This window comes from Sulfitobacter rhodophyticola (assembly GCF_041281685.2).
In the GTDB taxonomy this organism is placed as follows: domain Bacteria; phylum Pseudomonadota; class Alphaproteobacteria; order Rhodobacterales; family Rhodobacteraceae; genus Sulfitobacter.
In genome coordinates this window covers 3,998,015-4,021,590 of record NZ_CP166251.2, presented here as the reverse complement: position 1 = coordinate 4,021,590, position 23,576 = coordinate 3,998,015, and the positions used below count along the sequence as shown (strand labels likewise).

21 protein-coding genes are annotated in these 23,576 nt (G+C 62.6%); 12 read left to right on the top strand and 9 right to left on the bottom strand.

Translation table 11 applies throughout. The features are described from left to right. The first annotated feature begins 23 nt into the window (after positions 1-23). From murB to AB4X18_RS20780, 9 genes are all read left to right on the top strand, one after another. The gene (murB, locus tag AB4X18_RS20820) at positions 24-935 is read left to right on the top strand and encodes a UDP-N-acetylmuramate dehydrogenase (protein ID WP_432817442.1); all 912 of its coding nucleotides are present in this window, start codon (positions 24-26) and stop codon (positions 933-935) included. 130 nt (positions 936-1,065) lie between these two features. Further along, entirely contained in the window at positions 1,066-1,944 is an 879-nt protein-coding gene (locus AB4X18_RS20815; protein ID WP_432816983.1) for a D-alanine--D-alanine ligase, read from the top strand. Beyond that, positions 1,932-2,816, top strand: a complete 885-nt coding sequence (locus AB4X18_RS20810) for a cell division protein FtsQ/DivIB (protein WP_370401853.1) — start codon at positions 1,932-1,934, stop codon at positions 2,814-2,816. Before AB4X18_RS20815 ends, AB4X18_RS20810 begins: the two co-directional genes overlap by 13 nt. A 31-nt stretch (positions 2,817-2,847) precedes the next feature. Further along, positions 2,848-4,182, top strand: coding sequence for a cell division protein FtsA (gene ftsA, locus AB4X18_RS20805; RefSeq protein ID WP_370401852.1), 1,335 nt, complete (start codon positions 2,848-2,850; stop codon positions 4,180-4,182). A 173-nt stretch (positions 4,183-4,355) separates the two neighbouring features. After that, complete coding sequence (gene ftsZ / locus AB4X18_RS20800; protein ID WP_432816982.1) at positions 4,356-6,020, top strand: cell division protein FtsZ; 1,665 nt, start codon at positions 4,356-4,358, stop codon at positions 6,018-6,020. Positions 6,021-6,226: 206 nt separating this feature from the next. Continuing rightward, entirely contained in the window at positions 6,227-7,150 is a 924-nt protein-coding gene (gene lpxC, locus AB4X18_RS20795; protein ID WP_432816981.1) for a UDP-3-O-acyl-N-acetylglucosamine deacetylase, read from the top strand. 233 nt (positions 7,151-7,383) lie between these two features. Next, positions 7,384-8,256: an outer membrane protein assembly factor BamD gene (locus AB4X18_RS20790; protein WP_370401850.1), complete on the top strand. Its 873-nt coding sequence runs from the start codon at positions 7,384-7,386 to the stop codon at positions 8,254-8,256. Positions 8,257-8,283: 27 nt separating this feature from the next. After that, positions 8,284-9,933, top strand: coding sequence for a DNA repair protein RecN (recN, locus tag AB4X18_RS20785; protein ID WP_432816980.1), 1,650 nt, complete (start codon positions 8,284-8,286; stop codon positions 9,931-9,933). An 85-nt stretch (positions 9,934-10,018) separates the two neighbouring features. Continuing rightward, positions 10,019-11,704 (top strand): chloride channel protein, encoded by a 1,686-nt coding sequence (locus AB4X18_RS20780; protein WP_370401849.1) that lies wholly within the window; start codon positions 10,019-10,021, stop codon positions 11,702-11,704. Here AB4X18_RS20780 and AB4X18_RS20775 read toward each other — a convergent pair whose 3' ends face one another. The 3 genes from AB4X18_RS20775 to cobT all read right to left on the bottom strand — a co-directional run bounded on the left by AB4X18_RS20775 (position 11,705) and on the right by cobT (position 15,853). Continuing rightward, on the bottom strand, positions 11,705-12,049 hold the full coding sequence (locus AB4X18_RS20775; protein ID WP_370401848.1) for a DUF427 domain-containing protein: 345 nt from the start codon (positions 12,047-12,049) through the stop codon (positions 11,705-11,707). It lies immediately after the preceding gene. A 32-nt stretch (positions 12,050-12,081) separates the two neighbouring features. Next, the gene (locus AB4X18_RS20770) at positions 12,082-13,875 is read right to left on the bottom strand and encodes an aminopeptidase P family protein (protein WP_370401847.1); all 1,794 of its coding nucleotides are present in this window, start codon (positions 13,873-13,875) and stop codon (positions 12,082-12,084) included. 100 nt (positions 13,876-13,975) lie between these two features. Next, positions 13,976-15,853, bottom strand: coding sequence for a cobaltochelatase subunit CobT (cobT, locus tag AB4X18_RS20765; RefSeq protein WP_370401846.1), 1,878 nt, complete (start codon positions 15,851-15,853; stop codon positions 13,976-13,978). A 193-nt stretch (positions 15,854-16,046) separates the two neighbouring features. Here cobT and AB4X18_RS20760 point away from each other — a divergent pair, with 193 nt between their 5' ends. Then, a complete protein-coding gene (locus AB4X18_RS20760) occupies positions 16,047-16,343 on the top strand; it encodes a hypothetical protein (protein ID WP_370401845.1) in 297 nt (98 codons plus the stop codon). Between the two features lie 243 nt (positions 16,344-16,586). Here AB4X18_RS20760 and cobS read toward each other — a convergent pair whose 3' ends face one another. Together cobS and AB4X18_RS20750 are read right to left on the bottom strand one after the other, a co-directional pair. Further along, on the bottom strand, positions 16,587-17,573 hold the full coding sequence (gene cobS, locus AB4X18_RS20755) for a cobaltochelatase subunit CobS (RefSeq protein ID WP_370401844.1): 987 nt from the start codon (positions 17,571-17,573) through the stop codon (positions 16,587-16,589). Positions 17,574-17,688: 115 nt separating this feature from the next. Then, positions 17,689-19,347 carry a hypothetical protein gene (locus AB4X18_RS20750; RefSeq protein ID WP_370401843.1) on the bottom strand — a complete coding sequence of 553 codons (1,659 nt, stop codon included), beginning with the start codon at positions 19,345-19,347 and terminating at the stop codon, positions 17,689-17,691. A gap of 166 nt (positions 19,348-19,513) precedes the next feature. Here AB4X18_RS20750 and AB4X18_RS20745 point away from each other — a divergent pair, with 166 nt between their 5' ends. Next, positions 19,514-19,957 (top strand): hypothetical protein, encoded by a 444-nt coding sequence (locus AB4X18_RS20745; RefSeq protein ID WP_370401842.1) that lies wholly within the window; start codon positions 19,514-19,516, stop codon positions 19,955-19,957. A 37-nt stretch (positions 19,958-19,994) separates the two neighbouring features. Here the strand turns inward: AB4X18_RS20745 and AB4X18_RS20740 are convergent, their stop codons facing one another. Beyond that, the gene (locus AB4X18_RS20740; RefSeq protein WP_432816979.1) at positions 19,995-20,624 is read right to left on the bottom strand and encodes a J domain-containing protein; all 630 of its coding nucleotides are present in this window, start codon (positions 20,622-20,624) and stop codon (positions 19,995-19,997) included. 75 nt (positions 20,625-20,699) lie between these two features. Between AB4X18_RS20740 and AB4X18_RS20735 the strand changes: the two genes are divergently transcribed. Next, complete coding sequence (locus AB4X18_RS20735) at positions 20,700-20,957, top strand: BolA family protein (RefSeq protein ID WP_370401841.1); 258 nt, start codon at positions 20,700-20,702, stop codon at positions 20,955-20,957. Between the two features lie 20 nt (positions 20,958-20,977). On the opposite strand, the gene AB4X18_RS20730 is transcribed toward AB4X18_RS20735, so the two are convergent. Genes AB4X18_RS20730 through gatB form a run of 3 tightly spaced genes read right to left on the bottom strand, consistent with a single transcriptional unit; the run spans position 20,978 to position 23,557 of the window. Beyond that, a complete protein-coding gene (locus tag AB4X18_RS20730) occupies positions 20,978-21,508 on the bottom strand; it encodes a DUF4177 domain-containing protein (RefSeq protein ID WP_370401840.1) in 531 nt (176 codons plus the stop codon). Positions 21,509-21,567: 59 nt separating this feature from the next. Further along, a complete protein-coding gene (locus AB4X18_RS20725) occupies positions 21,568-22,035 on the bottom strand; it encodes a thioesterase family protein (RefSeq protein WP_370401839.1) in 468 nt (155 codons plus the stop codon). Positions 22,036-22,045: 10 nt separating this feature from the next. Next, positions 22,046-23,557, bottom strand: coding sequence for an Asp-tRNA(Asn)/Glu-tRNA(Gln) amidotransferase subunit GatB (gene gatB / locus AB4X18_RS20720; RefSeq protein ID WP_370401838.1), 1,512 nt, complete (start codon positions 23,555-23,557; stop codon positions 22,046-22,048). Positions 23,558-23,576: the final 19 nt, after the last annotated feature.

Below are 23,576 nucleotides of genomic sequence, written 5' to 3'. Positions count from 1 at the left end.
CCATGAGCGTGCTTTCCCTTGATATGATGCCCCCCGTGCGCGGCCGTCTGAGCGCGGACCGCCCGATGGCTGACCTGACATGGCTGCGCGTGGGCGGGCCTGCCGATGTGCTGTTCCAGCCTGCCGATGCCGACGATCTGTGTGATTTCCTGCGTGCCTTGCCCAAGCCCGTGCCGGTGTTTCCCGTCGGGGTCGGCAGCAACCTGATCGTGCGTGATGGCGGCCTGCGCGCGGTGGTGATCCGGCTGGGGCGCGGGTTCAACGGGATCGAGGTTGACGGCGATCACGTGACCGCCGGGGCGGCGGCACTGGATGCCCATGTGGCGCGCAAGGCGGCGGATCATGGGCTGGACCTGACCTTTCTGCGGACGATTCCGGGCAGCATCGGCGGGGCTTTGCGTATGAATGCAGGGTGTTACGGCAGCTATACGGCGGATGTTTTCGTCTCCGCGCAGGCGGTGACGCGGACGGGGGACGTGATCACGCTGGGGCCCAATGAACTCAACTTCCGCTATCGCCAGACCGATCTGCCCGAGGGGGCGGTGCTGATCTCTGCCACGTTCAAGGCACCGAAGGGCGAGCCGGACGAACTGCACGCGCGGATGGAAGCGCAACTGGCAAAACGTGATGAAACCCAACCCACTAAGGACCGAAGTGCTGGCAGCACGTTCCGCAATCCGGCGGGCTTTTCCAGCACTGGGCGGGCGGATGACGTGCATGATCTGAAGGCCTGGAAGGTGATCGAGGACGCAGGGATGCGCGGCGCGCGCCGGGGCGGGGCACAGATGTCGCCCAAGCACGCGAACTTCCTTGTGAACGCCGAAAATGCCACCGCCGCCGACCTTGAGGGATTGGGCGAAGACGTGCGGAAAAAGGTTTACGATTCAGCAGGGATCAGACTAGAATGGGAAATCATGCGCGTGGGCGAGGAATGATCCACCAGCGCGGGTAACGACAAGCCGCGAAAAGCGGCGGAGCGGCATAAAAGGGACCCGAAAAAGGGTCCGTGAAAAGGCAAATACGTTGGGTACGTCGAGCAGGACAAACCCCACAGTGGCGGTATTGATGGGTGGCCCCTCGGCTGAGCGTGAGGTGTCGCTTGACACGGGCAAGGCATGTGCCGCGGCGCTGAGGGAACGTGATTACACAGTGGTCGAGGTCGATGCGGGCCGCGACCTTGCTGCTGTTCTGTCCGATCTTTCCCCTGATGCCGTTCTGAATTGCCTACATGGGCGCTGGGGCGAAGACGGTTGTGTGCAGGGCCTGCTGGAATGGATGGGCCTGCCTTACAGTCATTCCGGTGTGCTGGCCTCCGCCCTGGCAATGGACAAGCAGCGCAGCAAGGATGTCTATCGCGGCGAGGGCCTGCCGGTGGTGGAGAGTGTCCTTGTTGATGCACGCGAGGTGCGCGCAGGCCACGTGATGCCGCCGCCTTATGTGGTGAAACCCAACAACGAAGGGTCCTCTGTCGGGGTCTATCTGGTGCGCGAAGCGGCCAACAGCCCGCCGCAGCTGGATGGTGACATGCCCGAGGTGGTGATGGTCGAGAAGTTCGTGCCGGGGCGGGAGTTGACCACGACGGTGATGGGCGACCGCGCGTTGACGGTGACGGATATCCTGACCACCGGCTGGTATGATTATGACGCCAAGTACAAGGAAGGCGGGTCGTCCCATGTGGTGCCTGCCGACATCCCGGCGGAGATTTTCGATCTGTGCATGACGTATGCCTTGCGTGCCCACAAGGCATTGGGGTGCAGGGGGGTCAGCCGCACCGATTTCCGCTGGGACGAAAGCCGCGGGGCCGCGGGCCTTATCCTGCTGGAGACAAACACCCAGCCCGGCATGACCGGCACGTCGCTGTCGCCCGAACAGGCACAGGCCTGCGGCATTTCCTTTCCTGATCTGTGTGCCTGGATGGTGGAGGATGCTTCATGCGCGCGCTGATCCGTCGCTGTGATCCCGCCGCCGCCAAGGCGGATCCCGCCCCGTCGCGCTGGTCCTGGCGCTTGCAGCGGCTGATGCTGACGCCCGGCTTCCGGTTTGCGCTGCGGGTGGGGATGCCGTTCAGCATCGCCCTGATCGCGGGCACCGTATACTTTGCCGACGAGGCGCGCCGCACCGCCATCGCAGAGACCCTTGCCGCCGCCCGCGCCAGCATCGAGGAGCGACCGGAATTCATGGTCAAGCTGATGGCGATTGACGGCGCGGATGACGCGCTTGCCGCTGAAATCCGGGCCAGTCTGCCGCTGGAATTTCCCATGACTTCCTTTGATCTGGATTTGCCCAGTCTGAAATCGCAGGTCACCGCAATCAACGGGGTGCGCGCGGCAGGCGTGCGGGTGAAGCCCGGCGGCATCCTGCATATCCAGATCACCCCGCGTATTCCGGTGGCCATCTGGCGCACCGCCCAAGGACTGAACCTGATTGACAAGGACGGCGCGCAGGTGGCCCGGATCAGCACCCGCGCCGAACATCGCGACCTGCCGCTGATCGCGGGAGAGGGTGCGGCACGCCATGTGCCCGAAGCGCTGCGCCTGATCGGTGCCGCGGCGGCGCTGGGCGACCGGGTGCACGCCCTGATGCGCGTGGGCGAACGGCGCTGGGACGTGGTGCTGGACCGGGATCAGCGGATTCTGCTGCCCGAGCAAGGCGCCCTGCAGGCGTTGGACCGGGTGATCGCGCTGGAAGGCGCCGAGGAGGTTCTGAGCCGCGATGTGTCGCGGGTCGATATGCGGCTGGGCAACCGTCCGACCGTGCGGATGACGGATGGCGCCATCGAAAGCTGGTGGCAGATGAAGGGGCTGTCGGGGCAATGACGGCAGAAGTTTTAATTAGGGCAGTACAAGAATGATGGACCTTTACGATAGCCAACGCACCATGCGGAACATGCGCCGGGTCGCGATGCAGCGGGGGGTGGTCGCCATCCTGGATGTGGGCAGCTCCAAGATCGCCTGTCTGGTGCTGCGCTTTGACGGCGCGTCCACGCTGGGCGAGGAGGGGGAGATCGGGTCCCTTGCCGGGCAATCGGGGTTCCGGGTGATTGGTGCGGCGACGACGCGGTCGCGCGGGGTCCGCTTTGGCGAGATCTGCGCGATGAGCGAGACCGAACGCGCCATCCGCACCGCCCTGCAGGCCGCGCAGAAGATGGCGGGCATCCGGGTTGATCACGTGATTGCCTGTTTTTCGGGGGCAGAACCGCGCAGCTATGGGTTGGACGCGCAGATCGAAGTGGAGGATCAGGCGGTCAGTGAACAGGACGTGGCACGGGTGCTGTCGGATTGCGATGTGCCCGAGTATGGCGAGGGCCGCGAGGTGCTGCACGCCCAGCCGGTGAACTTTGCGCTGGATCACCGGTCCGGTCTGGCCGATCCGCGCGGCCAGTTGGGCCATCAGTTGTCCGTGGACATGCACATGCTGACCGTGGACGCCGCCGCCGTGCAGCATCTGGCCCATTGCATCAAGCGGTGCGATCTGGAACTGGCCGGGATTGCATCGTCTTCTTATGTGTCCGGCATTGCCGCGCTGGTGGAGGACGAACAGGAGCTGGGCGCGGCCTGCATCGATCTGGGGGGCGGATCGACGGGCGTGTCGATCTTCATCAAGAAACACATGATCTATGCCGATGCGGTGCGGATGGGCGGGGATCATGTGACCTCCGACATCTCCAAGGGCTTGCAGGTGCCCATGCCCACGGCCGAACGGATCAAGACATTCTATGGCGGGGTGCATGCCACCGGCATGGACGACCGGGAGATGATCGAGATCGGCGGCGATACGGGCGATTACGAACACGATCGCCGCACCGTCAGCCGGGCGGAATTGATCGGCATCATGCGCCCGCGCGTCGAGGAGATACTGGAGGAAGTCCGCGTGCGGCTGGATGCGGCGGGCTTTGACCATCTGCCCAGCCAGCAGATCGTATTGACAGGCGGCGGCAGCCAGATCCCCGGTCTGGACGGGTTGGCCAGCAAGATTTTGGGCCAGCAGGTGCGGCTGGGGCGGCCCCTGCGCGTGCACGGCCTGCCGCAGGCGGCGACAGGGCCGGGGTTTTCTTCGGCGGTGGGATTGTCGCTGTTTGCGGCGCATCCGCAGGACGAATGGTGGGACTTCGACATTCCCGCTGACAGGTATCCCTCACGCAGCCTGAAACGGGCGGTGAAATGGTTCAGGGACAATTGGTGACCACAATATGCAGTAGAGGAAACGAGATGGACACGGCACCAGCAAGTTTTTGCCCATATTTAGCGGTTTTCCCGCGTTTTCTGGGTGACGTAGGGGCCCCTAATCGTTAATATTACGATAATTTTGAAAAGACGCCCAAGGAGCTTGGGCCAAAAAAACAGGCGGATTAGCAGATGACACTCAACCTTTCGATGCCAGGACAGGAAGACCTCAAGCCACGGATCACCGTTTTCGGTGTCGGTGGTGCCGGGGGAAATGCGGTCAATAATATGATCGAAAAACAACTGGATGGCGTTGATTTCGTGGTTGCGAACACCGATGCGCAGGCCCTGCAGCAGGCGAAGGCCGATAATCGCGTGCAACTGGGCATCAAGGTGACAGAGGGTCTGGGTGCGGGCGCGCGGGCTTCCGTGGGCGCTGCTGCCGCTGAAGAATCAATCGAACAGATCGTCGATCATCTGGCCGGCGCACACATGTGTTTCATCACCGCAGGGATGGGAGGCGGCACCGGGACGGGTGCGGCACCGATCATCGCGCAGGCCGCCCGCGAATTGGGTGTGCTGACAGTGGGTGTCGTGACCAAGCCTTTCCAGTTCGAAGGCGCCAAGCGCATGCGTCAGGCCGAAGAGGGTGTCGAGGCCCTGCAAAAGGTCGTTGACACGCTGATCATCATCCCCAACCAGAACCTGTTCCGGCTGGCGACGGAGAAGACAACGTTTACCGAAGCATTCTCCCTTGCGGATGACGTGCTTTATCAGGGTGTGAAGGGCGTGACCGACCTGATGGTGCGTCCGGGCCTGATCAACCTTGATTTCGCGGACGTGCGTGCCGTGATGGACGAGATGGGCAAGGCGATGATGGGCACCGGCGAGGCGGATGGCGAAGATCGCGCCATTCAGGCCGCCGAGAAGGCCATCGCCAACCCCCTGCTGGACGAGATTTCCCTACTGGGTGCGAAAGGCGTGCTGATCAACATCACCGGTGGGGACGATCTGACCCTGTTCGAACTGGACGAAGCCGCCAACCGCATCCGCGAAGAGGTGGATCCGGACGCGAACATCATCGTTGGCTCCACCCTGGATCAGGGCATGGGCGGCACGATGCGCGTCAGTGTTGTGGCCACGGGCATTGACGCCTCCGGTGTGAAAACGGAAATCCCCGTACCGCGCCGTTCCATGAGCGAGCCGCTGAAGCCGCATGTTGATGCGGAGGTCGAAGACCACGCGCCTGTCGCGGCTGCCGCCGCAGCGCCCATTGCGGCACAGGCGGCCGAAGACGAGGCCGAACAAGCCCCGCTTTTTGATGATCTGGAGGCACAGCGCGCCGTGGCAGAAGAGCGTGTCGAAGACATGTTCGCCGAACGCGCGAGCAAGGACGCCGACGATCTGCCGCCGCCCGCCTACCAGCCGCAGGTTACCGCTTTTGAACCGCGCCGCGAAGAAGACAGCATCGAGGCAGAGCCGGAGGCGTTTGTCGCCCCCCGCGCCCCTGCACCCGGCACCCCGTCGCCCGAAGCGCTTGCCCGCCTGCGTGCAGCGGCACAGAAAGCCGCGCCACAGCAGTCTCCGGCTGCGACGCCAAGACCCCGGCCCACAACGGAGCAATCCGCGCCATCGCAGAGCGGGGACAAGCCGCGTTTCGGGATCAATTCGCTGATCAACCGGATGACGGGCCACGCCGAGGGCGAAGCCCCCGCCGCGCGCCCGGTGCGCCAGCAACCCCCCGTTCAGCAAGCGCCAACTCGCGCCGCCGCTGCTGCACCGCAGCCGCAGGAAACCCCCGATCCGGATCAGGAACGGATCGAAATTCCGGCATTTCTGCGCCGTCAGGCGAACTGAAGCCAAAATACTTCGTGTAATGGGGGCTGCCTTCGGGCGGCCCTTTTTCGTTTGACTTCAGTGTGTTGCAACCCGATCAGCGTATTTCGGCCAAACTGTTACAGCCATGTTTCAGTCCGTTGCAAAGATTGAGTTGAGGGTTTTGAACCCAACGCGTACCTCAGAGTTCAACTTAGACAGTGATCTATGACCCTGAGGTAAGGCACGTGCAAAACACGATCAAATCCCCGATCAGCTTCGGTGGCAAAGGCCTGCATTCAGGTGCGCCTGCGACGGTGACAATCCGTCCGGCCGGTGCGCATCATGGTATCTGGTTTTCCCGCACGGATGTCGCCATTGGTGACCGTCTGATCCCCGCGCGCTGGGATGCGGTCAACCGCTCCCCCCTGTGCACCAAGCTTGAGAATGCGACCGGGCTTTCCGTCTCGACGGTTGAGCATCTGATGGCGGCCCTTGCGGGCTGCGGCATTCACAACGCGCTGATCGAGATCGACGGCCCCGAAGTGCCGATCCTTGACGGATCCGCGGCACCTTTCGTGCGCGGCATCATGCAGCGGGGCATTCGCCGTCTGGCAGCGCCCGTGATGGCGTTCGAAGTGCTCAAGGAAGTGTCGGTCACCGAAGGGGACGCGACCGCAAGCATCGCACCGTCCGATACGTTGCGCATTGATTTCGAGATTGATTTCGTCGACCCTGCCATCGGCCATCAGAAAAAGTCGCTGGTGATGAACAACGGATCTTTCGCACGCGAATTGTGCGACAGCCGCACGTTCTGCCGGCAGGCCGATGTGGATGAGATGCAGGCCAATGGTCTGGCACTGGGTGGCAATTCCGGCGAAAACGCCGTGGTGTTTGATGGCGACCGGGTGTTGAGCCCGGGCGGCCTGCGCCATGCGGATGAACCTGTGCGCCACAAGATGCTGGATGCGCTGGGCGATCTTGCGCTGGCCGGGGCCCCCTTGCTGGGTCACTATTCCGGCGACCGCGCGGGTCACGCGCTGACCAACACGCTGCTGCGCAAGCTTTTCGCCACGCCCGGGGCGCTGCGCATGATCACCTGTGATGAAAAGACCGCCGCCCGCTTGCCGGGACACGGCCTGATCTGGGACGAAATTCCACAAGTGGCCTGACCCTTGCGACGCCGAAACAGTGTTGTGTTTCGCGCAAGCGGCGTCGGCCCATTGAAGGCCCTGACAAAGCAGGGTATCCCCTTGAACAACAGCAGCACAAAAGCGGGCTATCGCATTTTGGTGACGCCTGCGCGGTTTCTGCGCAATCAGCGTTTTGCCAGCCAGATTAATGTGCTAGCTATCTGCAAAAGGGGGCTCTGACCCTCGTGAGAGTTGAGACGAAGGAAGCAGGCATGACGGGTTCAAAGTCGCGTCAGCGGATGATCGGTGCAATTTCTGCGCTGGCATTGCTTGCGGCCTGTGGCGCGGGCGATCGCGCCGGGCGTGTCACTTCCAATCTGTTCAACCCCGAAGAAATCCCGCTTGAGACTTATTCGGCCGAACAGATCTTCGAACGTGGTGAATATGAACTGAACCGCAACAAGCCGGATCAGGCGGCTTTCTACTTTGCTGAAATTGAACGGCTTTATCCCTATTCCGATTGGGCCAAGCGCGCGCTGATCATGCAGGCGTTTTCCTATCATCAGGACAAGGATTACCCCAACAGCCGATCTTCCGCGCAGCGGTATATCGACTTTTTCCCCGATGATGATGACGCCGCCTATGCGCAGTATCTTCTTGCGCTCAGCTATTATGACCAGATTGACGAAGTGGGCCGGGATCAGGGGCTGACCTTTCAGGCGCTACAGTCCCTGCGCGACGTGATCGAACAGTATCCCGATAGCGAATACGCCAAATCCTCCATCCTCAAGTTCGATCTGGCGTTCGACCATCTGGCGGGCAAGGAGATGGAGATCGGGCGGTATTACCTGCGCCGCGATCATCACACCGCCGCAATCAACCGTTTCCGTGTCGTGGTGGAGGAATTCCAGACCACGACCCACACCGCCGAAGCCCTGCACCGTCTTGTCGAAGCCTATCTGTCGCTTGGCCTGAAGGAAGAGGCGCAGACGGCGGGTGCCATTCTGGGCCACAACTATCGCGGATCGGAGTGGTACGAGGACAGTTATCGCCTGCTGACTGGGCAGGGGTTGCAGCCTGCGTTCTACAGGGACAACTGGCTGGGCGCGATTTATCGTCAGACGATCAAAGGCGAGTGGCTGTAACGCGCCCCGCCGCTTGGGTGGACCTCCATGCTGCGCGGACTTGATATTTCCGACATGCTGATCATCGACCGGCTGGAGCTTGGATTTCAGCCGGGGTTGAACGTATTGACCGGAGAGACCGGTGCGGGCAAGTCTATCCTGTTGGATTCGTTGGGTTTTGTGCTGGGCTGGCGGGGCCGTGCCGATCTGGTGCGGCAGGGGGCGGAACAGGGCGAAGTGACTGCGTGGTTCGATCTGTCCGCCGATCATCCGGCGCACCGCGTGCTGGAGGACGCCGGGTTGCCCCGTGGGGATGAATTGATCCTGCGGCGCATCAATACTGCAGAGGGGCGCAAGACCGCCTGGGTCAATGACCGCCGCGTGTCGGGCGACGTGCTGCGCGCCTTGTCGGAGACGCTGGTGGAGCTGCACGGCCAGCACGATGATCGGGGGTTGCTGAACCCGCGCGGCCACCGGGCCATTCTGGATGATTTCGCCGACAATGCCAAAGCGTTGCAAAAGGTGCGCGAGACATGGCGCGCCATGGGCGCGGCCCGCACGGCAGCGGCGGAGGCCGAAGCACAGCGCGCCGCCATCGCCGCAGAGGAGGATTTCCTGCGTCATGCCGTGGCAGAGCTGGAAAAGTTTTCCCCTGAAGCGGGCGAGGAAGCCGCGCTGGATACCAAGCGGCGACTGATGCAGAGCGCCGAGAAGATCCGCGCCGATGTGATCAATGCCTATGAAATCATGGGCCAGAACGGCGCGGAACGGCATCTGGGTGATGCCCTGCGCTGGCTCGACGGGGCGGCGGAACGGGCCGAAGGGGCGCTTGAGGCCCCAATGGCCGCATTGAACCGCGCCATGGTGGAGCTGGACGACGCGCTGAGCGGGGTGGCGGATGCGATTGACCAGATGTCGTTCAACCCGGTCGAATTGGAAGACGCGGAGGAACGGCTTTTCGCCATCCGCGCGCTGGCCCGCAAGCACGATGTCGCCCCGGATGATCTGGCAGGTTATGCCGCGACGTTGCGCGCCAAGCTGGATGCGTTGGACGCAGGTGAAGCGGCACAGGCGGAACTGCAGGCCGCCGTGCGCAAGGCAGAAGCGGCGTATGACGCCGCTGCAGACGCGCTGACCAAGAGGCGCATGAAGGCCGCCCAACGGCTCGACAAGGCGGTGAGCGCCGAACTTGCGCCGCTGAAGATGGAACGCGCGGTCTTTGCGACGCAGATCAGCGAAACCGCCGCGGGGCCGGAAGGCAGGGACGAGGTATCATTTACCGTGGCCACCAACCCCGGCGCGCCGGCCGGTCCGTTGGGCAAGATCGCATCAGGCGGGGAACTCAGCCGCTTTCTGCTGGCGCTCAAGGTGTGCCTGACGCGGGGCCAGACCGGTCTGACCCTGATCTTCGACGAGATTGACCGCGGTGTCGGCGGGGCCACGGCGGATGCGGTCGGGCGACGGCTGGCCACGCTTTCAGCGGAAGGTCAGGTGCTGGTCGTCACCCATTCGCCGCAGGTGGCCGCGTTGGGCGCCCATCACTGGCGGGTGGAAAAGGCCGTGCGCAAGGGCGTGACCACATCCACCGTGGTGCCGCTGGATGCGCCGGACCGGGTGGATGAAGTGGCCCGCATGCTGTCGGGCGATACGATCACCGAAGCGGCACGGGCCGCGGCCAAGGCTTTGCTGGCGGGATAGGCAATTGAGACATCTGAAGGCTCCAGAACTGGTTTTGTCTCCACATCTGCTTGACCCCGCGCGCGCGCCGTCCTGATATGCCCTTATGACCACCCCATCCCCATCCTTCCTGACCGGACAGATCGCCGCCGCCAAGGCATCATGCAAGCAAGGGTGGCGGGTGTTGAAGGAACGCGGGCCGGGCAAGATCACCTTCTGGTTCATCGCCCTGCTGATCGGGATCGCCGCAGGCTTTGCCGCGCTCTTTTTTCGTAAGGGGATCAGCTGGTTACAGACCAGCCTTTATGGAACTGAGGACGTCTATACCCTGCACAGCTTCCTGACCGGGGTGCCGTGGTACTGGGTCGTGCTGATCCCGACCTTCGGGGGCCTCACGGTCGGGTTGATCCTGCACCATTTCACCCATGATGCACGGGCGCGATCGGTGTCGGACGTGATCCTTGGCGCGGCGCTGCATGATGGCCGGGTTGAAACGCGCGCCGGGGTTGCATCGGCGCTGGCGTCGCTGATCACGTTGGGGACGGGGGGATCTTCGGGCCGGGAAGGGCCGGTGGTGCATATGGCCGGGGTGATTTCCACCTGGGTCAGCCGCCGCATCAACGCCGACGGGATCACCGGCCGCGACCTTTTGGGATGTGCGGTGGCCGCAGCGGTATCGGCCAGCTTCAACGCGCCCATCGCGGGCGCGCTTTTTGCGCTGGAGGTGGTATTGCGGCATTTCGCCGTGCATGCCTTTGCGCCGATTGTCATCGCGTCTGTCGCGGGGACCGTGATAAACCGCATCGAATTCGGCGGCGTGACCGAATTTGCCCTGCCGACCTATGGCGATTTGCAGTTCTACGTGGAATTGCCCGCCTTCCTGCTGCTGGGGCTGACCTGCGGGGTGGTGGCGGTGGCCCTGATGCGCAGCATTTTCTGGGTGGAGGATTTCGGCAGCTATCTGGAGGAGCGCACCGGTTGGCCCCGCTGGCTGCGTCCGGCGGTGGCCGGTGCCATGCTGGGGGTCATCGCGCTGTGGTTTCCGCATATCATCGGCGTCGGGTATGAGACGACGTCGCTGGCGTTGACCGGGCAGTTGGGTCTTTGGGACGTCATCGTCTTTACGGTGCTGAAAGTCGCTGCGGTCTCCATCACGCTGGGGGGGCGGATGGCGGGCGGGGTGTTTTCCCCGTCGCTGATGATCGGTGCCTTGACGGGGCTGGGGTTTGGCCTGATCGCAACAGGGATCTTCCCGGATGTGTCGGGGTCTTCGTCGATCTATGCCCTTGCGGGCATGGGCGCGGTGGCGGCGGCGGTTCTGGGCGCGCCGATCTCCACCACGTTGATCGTGTTCGAATTGACCGGTGACTGGCAGACCGGGCTAGCAGTGATGGTCGCGGTCAGCATGTCCACGGCGCTGTCATCGCGGATCGTGGACCGAAGCTTCTTCCTGACCCAGATCGAACGGCGCGGCATACGCCTTGCGGCAGGTCCGCAGGCGTACCTGCTGTCGATCTTCGTGGTCGCCCGCATCATGCGCCGCCCCGATGACGAAAACGCAGCCGATACCGAACAATGCTGGGACCTGATCAACGAAGGCACCTACATCGATGGTGCCGCGACGCTGGAGGCGGCGATGCCGATCTTCGAACAATCCGGCGCGCGGTTCATTCCCGTGGTCACGCTCAGCCCGAATGCGCCGCCTGAACTTCTGGGCGCGTTGTTCCATGTGGATGCGTTGAAAGCCTACAACCGGGCGCTGGCCGCCACGGCGGCCGAAGAACATTCCTGATCAGATCTGTTCGACGGTGATCGCCTCGACCCCATAGAAGGCGAGGTATCCCTTGATGTCATCCACGGCCGCCTTGGGCGCCTCATAGGACCACGCCGCGTCCTGCAGGGTGCGGCTTTTGGTGACCACGTTGAAATACACCGCATCGCCCTTGTGCGGGCAATGGCTGGTCGTGTCATTGGCATCCAGAAACGCCATCGCGATGTCGTTGCGCGGGAAATAGATCACCTCCGGGTAATCCCCTTCGCGCAATTCCAGCGCGGCATCGCTTTCTGCCAGCACGGCCCCGCCTGCGCGCACGGTCCATGTGCCGGGTGCCTTCCTGATGGTGATATGGTCTGCCATGCCTACTCCCTGCGACGTCTGTCGCGCCTGCGTTACAGCGGCGCTGTTGCGTCATCCAACCACAGTTTCGCGGCAGGCGATACCCGTGGCCCGATCTTTTCCGCAACCTCCGCGTGATAGGCATTGAGCCAGTCGCGCGCGGCAGGTTCCAGCATATCCGCGACGATCAGACGCCGGTCGATGGGCGCGAAGCTCAACGTGCGCCAGCACAGCATGTCGCGGTGCGCGTCGCCGCCGGGCAGGGCAGGCGCCGGACAGACCACCAGCAGGTTTTCAAGGCGGATGCCGAAAGCCCCTTCGCGGTAATATCCCGGCTCATTGGACAGTATCATGCCGGGCTTCAGTGGTACGCTGCTGATCTTGCTCAGCCGTTGCGGCCCTTCATGCACGCTCAGATAGGTGCCAACCCCATGGCCCAGCCCGTGATCGAAATCCTGCCCCGCCATCCAGAGCGGCACCCGCCCGATGGCTTCGATGTGCTGACCCGCCAGCCCTTCGGGCCAGCGCAGCCGGGTCATCGCGATCATGCCGGCCAGCACGCGGGTAAAGGCTTGGGCCGCTTCCGCGGGCGGCGCGCCGATGGCGACGGTCCGGGTGATGTCGGTTGTCCCGTCAAGGTACTGTCCACCGGAATCAAGCACCAGCAGATGACCGTCTTCCAGCGTGCTGTCGCTTTCCTCGCTCACGCGGTAATGCATGATGGCCCCGTTCGGCCCGGTGCCGGAGATGGTTTCAAAGCTGATGTCCTGCAGCGCATTGTCCTTGCGCCGTTCCGCCTCAAGCCGCTTCACCACATCGGTTTCGCGCAGGCTGCCGGGGGCCTGCGCATCGAGCCACGCCAGCAATTCACACAAGGCCGCCCCGTCGCGCAAATGCGCCTGTGCGCTGCCTTCGATCTCTGCGGCGTTCTTGCAGGCCTTGGGCAGGGCGCAGGGGTCGCTGCCCCATTGCACCTTGCCGTCCAGTGCATCGGCCACCGCAACAGGCACGCTTGATTTGTCAAGCAACACCGGGCCATCCAGCGCCGCCAGCGCATCAACCAAGGCCTCCGGGGTGCGGCAATGCACCTGCGCGCCCAGATGATCCATCACGTCAATCAGCTTCTCTCCGGCCATGAACAGATCGACGTGGCCATCGGCGTGCAGCACCGCAAATCCATGGGCCACCGGGTTGTGGGCGATGTCCGCACCGCGGATATTCAGCAGCCAGCACAGGCTATCGGGCAGGGTGATCACCGCCGCCTGAACGCCGTCATCGCGCAGGCCGCTGGCCAGCCGCTGCCGCTTGTCGTCATGGCTTTCACCTGCAAATTCAAGTGGATGCGCCTTGGCGAGGGCCATCGGCGGGGCGGGCTGATCGTCCCATATCAGGTCCACAAGGTTCGCGCATCTTTCAAAGGTGATGCCCGTGCCCGCCAATTCCTTTTCCGCCGCTTCGATCTGGCCGGGGGTGTGCAACCAGGGATCAAAGCCGACCTTGCCCCCCTCGGGCAGATGGTCCTTCAGCCAGTCCGAAAGCGATGTTTCGGGCCAGGGCACCGGGGTGAAATGATCCAGCGCCACCTGTCCCTTGACCTGCGTGCGGTACCGGCCGTCCACGAAGACACCTGCATCCTTCATCAGGGCGGCACAGAATCCGGCCGATCCGGTAAACCCCGTCAGCCAGCGTAGCCGTTCGTCCCGCGGGGCGACATATTCACCCTGATGCGCATCCGCGCGCGGGATCAGGAACCCATCCAGCCCCTGCACGCGCATCACGTCGCGCAGCGCCTGCAACCGGGGCGGCCCCTGTTCCGGCCGCGAAGCCACCTCAAATGATTGAAACATCACCGCTCCTTCCAAATGGCCAAAAATCCCGGAGGGTTGCCGATTGTGCGCCATTGGTTCAAGTCCAATGGGCGACAGGCTGGCCTCCAGTCTCGCATCCTCAGCCCGCGCGCCGTATCCCCATGACGCGCGCCCGTGCCCGGGGATCGCTGTCAAAAAGGGCGGCCAGCTGTTCGGTAATCGCCCCGGCCAGCTGATCCACATCGGTGATCGTGACCGCCCGGTCGTAATACCGCGTCACGTCGTGGCCGATGCCGATGGCCAGCAGTTCGACGGCCTTGCGCTTCTCCACCATGGCAATCACATCGCGCAGATGCTTTTCCAGATAATTGGCCGGGTTCACCGAAAGCGTGGAATCGTCCACCGGCGCGCCATCGGAAATCACCATGAGGATCTTGCGCGCCTCGTGTCGCGCCATCATGCGGCGGTGCGCCCATTCCAGCGCTTCGCCGTCGATGTTTTCCTTCAGCAGACCTTCCTTCATCATCAGCCCCAGATTGGGCCGGGTCCGCCGCCAAGGCGCGTCGGCGGATTTGTAGATGATGTGGCGCAGGTCATTCAGGCGACCGGGCTGCACCGGGCGTCCGTCGTTCAGCCAGGCCTCCCGCGCCTGTCCGCCTTTCCAAGCCCGCGTCGTAAAGCCGAGGATCTCGACCTTCACGTTGCACCGTTCCAGCGTGCGGGCCAAAACATCGGCACAGATCGCGGCGATGGAAATGGGGCGCCCGCGCATGGACCCGGAATTGTCCAGCAACAGCGTCACGACCGTGTCGCGGAAATCGGTGTCCTTTTCGACCTTGAAGCTGAGCGGTGTGGTCGGGTTCGCCACCACACGCGCCAGACGGCCCGCATCCAGCATGCCTTCTTCCAGATCAAACTCCCAGCTTCGGTTCTGCTGGGCCTGCAAGCGGCGCTGCAGCTTGTTGGCCAGACGGCTGACCGCGCCCTTCAGCGGCTCCAACTGCTGATCGAGGTAGGCGCGCAGGCGTTCCAGTTCCACGGGTTCGGCCAGATCCTCTGCGCCGATGACCTCATCATGGGTGTCCATGTAGACCAGATAATTGGGGTCGGCGTCCGACACGGGCTGGGGGGCAGGGGGTTCCATCGGGGCGTCGCCCTCTGGCATTTCCGCCTCGTCCCCCAGTTCCTGATCCGCCATATCGTCCATGGAGACCTGGGCCTCTGACGCGTCTTGCTGATCTTCCTGCGATTGCTCCGCGCTGCCTTCGGTGTCGTCCTGATCGTCGTCGTCCTGACCAGTGCTGTCGGGGTCCTGTTCCTCTTCCGCGCCTTCCTCGGCGTCGTCTTCCATGTCGTCGTCGGCCTGATCGGGGTCATCGCCCAACTGGTCGCCATAACCCAGATCAGAGATCATCTGCCGCGCGAATTTCGCGAAGGCGGATTGGTCATCCAGAATTTCATCAAGGTTCTCAAGCGTACCACCCGCCTGATCCTCGATAAAGCCGCGCCACAGCTCCATCGCGTTTTCCGCGCCTGCGGGCAGGTCGCGGCCCGTGGCCAGATGGCGCACGAGGTACCCGGCGGCGGTGGCCAGTGGCACGTCGCTGGCCTGCTTGGCCTGATCGTAGCCCTTGCGCAGCGCGTCATGCTTGATCTTGACGTCGATGTTGCCTGCCGTGCCGGGCATGTCGCGCGCGCCCATCGCCTCGCACCGCGCGGTTTCCATCGCTTCATAAAGGTCGCGGGCCATTTCGCCTTGCGGTTCGTACTTCGCATGGGTCTGGCCGTTGTGATAGCGCCGGTTCAGCGCCAGCGCATCCGCCGTGCCACGCGCCAGCAGCACTTCGTCCCGTGTCATCCGCCGCGACACCTGCGGCAGGCGCATGTTTTCACCCGACAGGCCCGACGGGTCGACGGAATAGGTCACGCTCAGTTCAGGGTCGTTCGCCATCACCTTGGAGGCTTCGGCAAGCGCCTTCTTGAACGCGTCGGCGGGATTATCGGAGGGTTTGCTCATGCGGTTTGCGCGTGCCTTTACACTGGTCCTCTACTGGTTTCGCAGGTTTTCGCAGGGGGGTCAAACGCCGGGGTGTCGCATTTTTTCTCGAAAAGGATGGAACTGTTTTCCTGCTTGCCCGTTGTGTCTGCAACGACCTGTACAAGACGTCGACGTAGGGTCGGCGGGACGGGTCAAAGCACTGGAGTAAGAGATGACACATTTCAAGAAAAACACCGCTACCGTTGCACTTATCGCCCTGATGTCCGCCGCCCCGATGGCCGCATTCGCCACCGAATCCGGCTCCCCGCAGCAGTCTGTTGATGCGGATACCGATGAAACTGTGGGCGTCAAAAAAGTGACCGGCGAAGAGAGCCTGGCAGCCGGCGCAACCGGTACCCCCGCACAGTCTGTGGATGCCGATCCGGCTGAGACCGTGGCCGCCAACGAAGAGACAGAAGGCACCATCGCGGACGAACTGCCCACGAACTCGCCTGCCGTCTCTGAGTAACACCTTTTTCGCGCTCACCCCGTGAAAAGTTAACGAGTTTGGCCCGGACAGTGATGTCTGGGCTTTTTTATTGGCATCTGTCTTGGCGCGCCTGTCTGAGGTGAAGCGTGACGCGACCGCGTGATGGATTGGAAAGCGTCATGCAGCATGTCATCTTAGAAAGAGAAACACGCAGACCATCATAGCCTGCGTGTTGATACTCGATCTCTTGTGCATAGCGCAAAGGCGCTAGCGGAAGGGCCGTTACCCCAAACTCACACTCGCCGCGCTCTCCGGCAGTTCCTCATCAAACAGCCGCTGATAGAACTCCGCAACGGTCTGGCGCTCCAGTTCGTCGCATTTGTTCAGGAACGACAGGCGGAAGGCATAGCCCACGTTGCGGAAAATCTCGGCGTTCTGGGCCCAGGCGATGACGGTCCGGGGGGACATGACCGTGGACAATTCGCCATTCATGAAGGCGGTCCGCGTCAGGTCTGCGACGGTCACCATCTGCTTGACCTTCTTGCGGCCCTCGGCGGTGTTGTAATGAGGGTTTTTGGACAGCACGATGGCGGTTTCGGCGTCAATGCTGAGATAGTTCAGCGTCGACACCAGCGACCAACGGTCCATCTGGCCCTGGTTGATCTGCTGGGTGCCATGATAAAGACCCGTCGTATCGCCCAGACCCACGGTGTTGGCGGTGGCGAAGATGCGGAAATAGGGGTGCGGTTCGATCACCTTGTTCTGGTCCAGCAGCGTCAGCTTGCCGTCCACTTCCAGCACCCGCTGGATCACGAACATCACGTCCGCACGGCCCGCGTCGTATTCATCAAACACGATGGCGGTCGGGTTGCGCAGCGCCCAGGGCAGGATGCCTTCCTGAAAATCGGTGACCTGCTTGCCGTCGCGCAGCTTGATCGCGTCCTTGCCAATGAGGTCGATCCGGCTGATGTGGCTGTCCAAGTTCACGCGCACGCAGGGCCAGTTCAGGTTGCTTGCCACCTGTTCGATGTGCGTCGATTTGCCCGTGCCGTGATAGCCCTGAATCATCACGCGGCGGTTGTGGCTGAAGCCCGCGAGGATCGCCAGGGTGGTGTCGGGATCGAACTTGTAGGTGCTGTCCAGATCCGGCACGCGGTCCGTACGGTCGGCAAATCCTTTGACCTTCATATCGGAATCAATCCCGAAGACGTCGCGCACGCTGATTTCCTGCGTGGGTTTCATATCGATATCAAGCGCGCCGTCGGCCATGTCTTTGTCCTTTTTGGAGTGTGGCCCCGGATGGGCCGTTCAACGGGGCCCGTGGTGCAACATATCTGGCCCCCGTGCAAGGTCTGCTCAGGGGGTTTCTTTAAGGCCAGATAACTCAGCCTGCTGCCATGGCAACCTGCGCACAGCCACAGGCGGCCCGCACCGGCCGGTCCGCGCGCGCTTCGGCCAGATCAAGACGCAGTTTCAGCCCCGCCGCTTCACCCGTCTTGCCCTGCGCCGTCAGGCAATCGTAAAGCCCGCGCAGCGCCCAGACGTTGTCGGGATGCACGCAGGCGCGGGGCAGGCCGGGGGCAAGGCCAAGGTCCTGACGAAAAACCTCTTCGGCTTCGGCGTGCTGACCCTGTTCAAACAGCAGCGCCCCAAGGGCGTGGCGCGTCGGCTGCATCCAGCCCCAGGGTTCATCGTAGGGCAACCCGTCATCCAGTGCCACGGCGCGCCGCAGATGCGCAAAGGCGGTGCCATACTCCCCCTTGCGGTAGGTCAGTTCACCCAGCAACATCGCCTGCGCCACCTCCAGAAGGTCGATGCCGGGCACGTTGTGCATCATCCGGCTTTCCGGGACGCGGGCGCGGGCGGCTTCAAACACCTCCAGCTGCGATTCAGCTTCTGCCACGCGGCCCAGGGCGGACAGGGCCAGACCGCGCGCGTATTCCAGCATCGCGGTGCAATAGACATAGAGGTCGGGATCATCCGGCGACGGCAGGTTGAGGATATCCTCCCACATGCCGAAGCGGATCAGCACATGCGCCTCCATGCTCAGCTTGGTTTCCAGAAAATCCGCCATCGGCGGCGAGGTGATCTTGAGCAGCGCCTCGGGCGTTGTTTCACGCAAGCCCCGCACCGCGCGCATCGCAGGCGCATACTGACCCAGAAAAAGCGCGCCGTAGATGGTGAAATGATAATCATGCTGGCGGTAGCCGGTGTAGTAATTGAAAGCACCTTCGGCCTCGTAATACTTCAGGTCCGCCTCAATGGCCTTTTCGTTCCAGCGCACCACGTTTTCGTAATGCCCGCATTGCACGTCGATATGGGTGGGCATGTGGATCAGGTGGCCCGCATCCGGTGACAGCGTGCGCAGCCTGTCCGCCGCCTTGAGCGCCTTTTCGGGATAGGGTGACATCTCCAGCAGGTGCACATAGAGGTGCAAAAGGCCCGGATGCGACATGCCGCCGGGTGCGGCCAAGTGCCGTTCCAGCACCTGTTGTGCCTCAAGCGTATGCGCGCCGGGGGCGACGGTGTTGGTCTTGATGTCCCACATCTTCCACGGGGTGAGGTTCATCATCGCATCGACAAAGACCGCCGCCACTTCGAAATCATCGGGAAAGCCTGCGTGGACGTCCCGCATGGCATCGGCGAAATCCTTGTCCCAGGGGACCATGTCAGGCACGATGTCACGCTGCGGATAACGCGCTTGCAATGCCTCGATCAGGGCTGCCTCCACCGGGGATACCTGATCCTTGACCGCCATGGCGGCCTGGGTCGCGTCATAGGCTTTCGCCAGCGCCTCTGCCCGGCTTTTGTCGTCAAACAGCGTCCACGGCATGTTGTAATTCGGTCCCGCCGCATAGCCGATGCCCCAGTGTGCCATCGCGCAACCGGGATCGGCCGCAATGGCGTTGGTGAAGCAGGCAATCGCCTCGATATGGTTGAAACCGTATGTCCAGTTGATCCCCCGATCAAACCAACGCTGCGCGGCGCTGGAGCGTGTTGTTACCGGGCGGCTGAACCCTCCCAGGTCATAGCCGTATTCCATATTCTGATATTCCTTCCCTTGCGGCGCGACATTGGCGAAAGAATGGCTGTTTGGATAGGGTTTTTTCGGGCCTGCCGCCCCCTTCTGCACACTTCCTGCGCGACTGGCCCACGGGCGCTGCACCGGTTGCCGCGTAACGTGATCCTGCATAGACAGGAGAATTCAGATGCAGATGATCACGCAGGAACAACGCGTTAGCCGGGCCATGCTGGTGGGCGCCTCAGGCGGGGCGGTGGCGATTGCCATTGCTTTGACAGACCGGGCTTTTCAGGGCGACTGGGGGTTCGTGCGCGCGGCCACCATGGGTGCGTTCATCGCGGGGTACCTGCTGGCGCGCGGTTTTGGCGGCGGCACGGCGTGGGGCTGGTTTCGCGCCGGGATGACATTTGCGGGCTGCACCGTGCTGGGTGCGGCCATCGCGGTGCCGCTTCTGGGTGTCGATGCGTGGTTGATGGAAACGGCGGCAATGCGCTGGCTTTTGGACCTGGCCGGGATGAGCCTGCTGGGCCCCGTCTATGTCCTTGGCATGCTGGCGGAGCGATACATGGTCTGGGCCGTCTGGGCGGCGGTGTTCATCGTCTGGCATGGCGCGCTGATCTGGGGGCGATAGCGCGCCACCCCGGACCGCGGGCCGTCAGGTTGCACGCCTAGTCCTTGAAATTGCGGCTGCTTTTTATTTGGTCCCAGGCCCAGACAACCTGCTGCAACTGTTCTTCCTGGCTGCGGTCGCCGCCGTTCATATCCGGGTGCAGCACCTTGATCAGCGCCTTGTAGGCCTTGCGCACCTCGGCCTTGGTGTTGTTGTCCTTCACTTCCAGAATCTCGACCGCGCGGCGTTCGGTGGGGGGCAGGCGGCGCCCGCTTGCCCCGCCACCGCGACCGGGATTCTGGGTGGCGTTCTTGCCCAGCACCTGATGCGGATCCTCGATGCCCAGCCGTGCCCATGCACGCGCTTCGGGATCGCCAAGGGGCTTTGTCTTGCGTTCCCAGACCTTGTCTTCGGACATCTGTGCGTTCATCTCGGCTTCGGTGGTGCCGTCGAAGAAATTCCACTTCAGATTGTATTCGCGCACATGCTGCTGACAGAACCAGAAATAATCATCCAGCACGTCGGGTGCCTTGGGCGCGCGGAACTTCCCCGGTTCCTCGCATCCGTCATGGTCGCAAATGCGTGTCGACGTCTCGGAGGCCCCGGACATGCCACGCCGCCCGCGCGGGTTCTTCTTTTTGGAGGTCGACACGGACATGTCGAATCCGAAGGGATCAGGCTTGGACATAGATAGGGACCTTTCCGACTCAGGCCGCTCAGTTTAGACCCTGTGTCACCAGATTGAAGGGGCTTGGCTAAAAAAATGTCGAAGACGCAAGAGATCACCGACCGGCTGCAAGCGGCCCTGTCACCGCGCGAACTTGACGTTGTCGATGACAGCGAAAGTCACCGGGGCCATGCCGGTTTTCAGGAGGGCGGAGAAAGCCACTATAACGTGCGTATCCGCGCCGATGCCTTCGCGGGGCTGAGCCGGATCGCCCGCCACAGGGCGGTGCACAACGCGCTTGGACCGGACCTGATGGGCCGCATCCACGCGCTTGCGCTGGATCTGGATACCTGAAGCGGGTTCAAGAACGCCGCTTAGGTGTCTGACTTTGATAGCTTTCTTGCTTCTGCGAGCTTGGTCAGCGATGAACTGATGGTGGACACGCTTTTTGTGTTTTCCACACTGTTGTCGGCGACAGATGGTGCGGCGGGTGTGTCCGCCTTTGCTGCCGGTTCGACGCTTGGTTCTTTACGATCTGCCGCAGCGGGTTTGGGCACAGCCGTGACTGGCGGGTCTTTCTTTGCGGGCGCTGCACTGCCATTTTGAGGCGTTTCAGGTGTCGCGGCGTCAGGGGCTGGCAGCAGTTCGGGCGTGAACGCCTCTGCGGCACTGTCACGCAGGCGGCGGAACACCAGAACGTTGCGCCATTCAGTCGTGGTGGAGGTCAGGCCGGACCGTTCCACCGATGGCAGCGTTTCGGCGCGCTGGTATTCCCAGCCCTCTGCCGCCATTTCATTCATCCTGTCCTCAAGCGTATGGGCGAAACGCGCTTCGGGCCCTTTGACACCTTTGGCCTTCAGGCCCTTCGTTGGGGCGGGGACAATCTTGTATTCGTATGATGGCATGGCGGCTCTTTCCTGTTCAGCGGGCTGTATAGCAACTCAAGTGCGGTTGGAAAAGCGGCTCAGCGCGTGATGCCGATGCGCCGCCCGATTCTGGCAGAGGCGGGCAGGGTGTCTTTGGGGACATGGTAGGTTTCCAGCGCCGCAAGGATATGCGCAGGCATCGGCGCGACCTTTGGCCCGGACTGATCAATGTGCAGCACCATGCCTTCGGCCGTGGCCGCGCACCATCCGTCCCTGTGCCATATCTCCTGATAGGTGTGCACCCGTTTTTCATCAAAATCAACGACCTGGAAGGTGACCTTCACCTCATCCCCCAGCTTCAGTTCGCGCAGATAGCAGACGTGGAATTCCGCCACATAGCTGGTGAAGCCTGTTTTTTGGTAATCCGGCCCAAAGCCGATCAGCCCGTAAACTTCATCCACCGCCGTGTCGAACAGCACGTTGTAATAGGCCATGTTCATATGGCCGTTATAGTCGATCCATTCGGGCAGGATCGGCCGCAGGGCTGAGGTGAAAGGCGCGCTCACGGCAGGGGCCTCAGCCCTTGAGCTTTTGCGCGACAAGTTGGTTGACGGCCTTGGGGTTGGCCTTGCCGCCCGTCGCCTTCATCACCTGACCTACAAACCACCCTGCCAGCTTGGGATTTTCCTGCGCCTTGGCCACCTGATCGGGGTTGGCGGCGATGATTTCATCTACTGCCGCCTCGATCGCACCGGTGTCGGTGACCTGCTTGAGGCCTTCGGTCTCCACGATTTCGGCGGGGTCGCGGCCTGTGGTGTAGGTGATCTCGAACACGTCCTTGGCGATCTTGCCGCTGATCGCGTCGGAGGCAATGAGGTCGATGATCCCGCCCAGCTGGGCAGGGGTCACCGGGCTTTCGGTGATGTCCTTGTCGTCTTTCTTCAGACGCCCGAAAAGTTCGTTGATGACCCAGTTCGCGGCCATCTTGCCATCACGGCCCTTTGCCACTGCTTCAAAATAGCCAGCGGAATCCAGATCGGCGGTCAGGACGGATGCGTCATAATCCGACAATCCGAAATCATTGATAAACCGCGCCTTCTTGGCGTCCGGCAGTTCGGGCAGGTTGGCCGCGATCTGATCGACCCACGCCTGTTCGATCTCCAGCGGTAGCAGATCGGGGTCGGGGAAATAGCGGTAATCATGCGCCTCTTCCTTGGAGCGCATGGACCGGGTTTCCTGCTTGTCGGGGTCAAACAGCCGCGTTTCCTGCACCACTTCACCGCCGCCTTCGACGATGGCGATCTGGCGACGGGCCTCAACCTCAATCGCCTGCTGGATGAAGCGCATGGAGTTCATGTTCTTGATCTCGCACCGGGTGCCGAGATGGGAGAAATCCTGCGTCTCCTGATACTTCTCATACTGACCGGGCCGACAAATCGACACGTTCACATCCGCGCGCATCGCGCCCGACTGCATGTCGCCGTTGCACGTCCCGAGATAGCGCAGGATCTGGCGCAGCTTGCCCAGATAGGCGGCGGCTTCTTCCGGGCCTCGAATATCGGGGCGGGAGACGATTTCCATCAGGCACACGCCCGTGCGATTGAGGTCCACGAAGGACATGTTGGGATCCATGTCGTGAATGGATTTGCCCGCGTCCTGTTCCATGTGGATGCGTTCGATCCGCACCAGCCGCGCCTTGCCGTCGCCGATCTCCACCAGCACCTCGCCTTCGCCCACGATGGGTTCATAAAGCTGGCTGATCTGATAGCCCTGTGGCAGGTCGGGATAGAAGTAATTCTTGCGGTCGAAGGCGGATTTCAGGTTGATTTCCGCCTTCAGGCCAAGCCCCGTGCGCACCGCCTGTTCGACGCAGTATTCGTTAATCACCGGCAACATGCCGGGCATCGCGGCATCGACGAAGGCCACGTTGCTGTTGGGTTCGGCGCCAAAGGTGGTCGACGCGCCCGAGAACAGTTTGGCGTTGGAGGACACCTGCGCGTGCACTTCCATTCCGATGACAAGCTCCCAATCGTCTTTCGCCCCCGCGATGCGCTTGGGGGTGGGGGTCTCATATGTCAGGTCAAGCATGTCCGGCTCCGCCACTGGG